Source organism: Streptomyces cahuitamycinicus (assembly GCF_002891435.1).
In the GTDB taxonomy this organism is placed as follows: domain Bacteria; phylum Actinomycetota; class Actinomycetes; order Streptomycetales; family Streptomycetaceae; genus Streptomyces; species Streptomyces cahuitamycinicus.
In genome coordinates this window covers 1-1,859 of sequence record NZ_POUC01000779.1, presented here as the reverse complement: position 1 = coordinate 1,859, position 1,859 = coordinate 1, and the positions used below count along the sequence as shown (strand labels likewise).

The 1,859-nt window shown below is 56.8% G+C and carries 1 rRNA gene; it reads left to right on the top strand.

The annotated features are described in order from the left end of the window. Window positions 1–1,837 (top strand): 23S ribosomal RNA (locus C1J00_RS42735); the annotation flags it as partial. Between the last annotated feature and the right edge of the window lie 22 nt (window positions 1,838–1,859).

Below are 1,859 nucleotides of genomic sequence, written 5' to 3'. Positions count from 1 at the left end.
CAACGCCTGTGTGGATGGGTAGGGGAGCGTCGTGTGCCGGGTGAAGCAGCCGCGGAAGCGAGTTGTGGACGGTTCACGAGTGAGAATGCAGGCATGAGTAGCGATACACACGTGAGAAACGTGTGCGCCGATTGACTAAGGGTTCCTGGGTCAAGCTGATCTGCCCAGGGTAAGTCGGGACCTAAGGCGAGGCCGACAGGCGTAGTCGATGGATAACCGGTTGATATTCCGGTACCCGCTGTGAAGCGTCAAACATCGAGCATCGTGATGCTAAGGCCGTGAAGCCGTTCCGGACCCTTCGGGGAAAGGAAAGTGGTGGAGCCGCCGAACCAAGCGGTTAGTAGGTGAGTGATGGGGTGACGCAGGAAGGTAGTCCATCCCGGGCGGTGGTTGTCCCGGGGTAAGGGTGTAGGCCGTGGTCCAGGTAAATCCGGATCACTTGTGGCTGAGACCTGATGCCGAGCCGATTGTGGTGAAGTGGATGATCCTATGCTGTCGAGAAAAGCCTCTAGCGAGTTTCATGGCGGCCCGTACCCTAAACCGACTCAGGTGGTCAGGTAGAGAATACCGAGGCGTTCGGGTGAACTATGGTTAAGGAACTCGGCAAAATGCCCCCGTAACTTCGGGAGAAGGGGGGCCACATCCGGTGATGGGCTTTACGCCTTGAGCTGGGGGTGGCCGCAGAGACCAGCGAGAAGCGACTGTTTACTAAAAACACAGGTCCGTGCGAAGCCGTAAGGCGATGTATACGGACTGACGCCTGCCCGGTGCTGGAACGTTAAGGGGACCGGTTAGCTCCATTTCGGTGGGGCGAAGCTGAGAACTTAAGCGCCAGTAAACGGCGGTGGTAACTATAACCATCCTAAGGTAGCGAAATTCCTTGTCGGGTAAGTTCCGACCTGCACGAATGGCGTAACGACTTCTCGACTGTCTCAACCATAGGCCCGGTGAAATTGCACTACGAGTAAAGATGCTCGTTTCGCGCAGCAGGACGGAAAGACCCCGGGACCTTTACTACAGTTTGATATTGGTGTTCGGTTCGGCTTGTGTAGGATAGCTGGGAGACTGTGAACTCTGGACGCCAGTTCAGGGGGAGTCGTCGTTGAAATACCAGTCTGGTCGTGCTGGATGTCTAACCTGGGTCCGTGATCCGGATCAGGGACAGTGTCTGATGGGTAGTTTAACTGGGGCGGTTGCCTCCTAAAGAGTAACGGAGGCGCCCAAAGGTTCCCTCAGCCTGGTTGGCAATCAGGTGTTGAGTGTAAGTGCACAAGGGAGCTTGACTGTGAGACCGACGGGTCGAGCAGGGACGAAAGTCGGGACTAGTGATCCGGCGGTGGCTTGTGGAAGCGCCGTCGCTCAACGGATAAAAGGTACCCCGGGGATAACAGGCTGATCTTCCCCAAGAGTCCATATCGACGGGATGGTTTGGCACCTCGATGTCGGCTCGTCGCATCCTGGGGCTGGAGTCGGTCCCAAGGGTTGGGCTGTTCGCCCATTAAAGCGGTACGCGAGCTGGGTTTAGAACGTCGTGAGACAGTTCGGTCCCTATCCGCTGTGCGCGTAGGAATATTGAGAAGGGCTGTCCCTAGTACGAGAGGACCGGGACGGACGAACCTCTGGTGTGCCAGTTGTCCTGCCAAGGGCATGGCTGGTTGGCTACGTTCGGGAGGGATAACCGCTGAAAGCATCTAAGCGGGAAGCCTGCTTCGAGATGAGTATTCCCACCTCCTTGAGAGGGTAAGGCTCCCAGTAGACGACTGGGTTGATAGGCCGGATATGGAAGCACGGTAACGTGTGGAGTTGACCGGTACTAATAGGCCGAGGGCTTGTCCTCAGTTGCTCGCGTCCACTGTGTT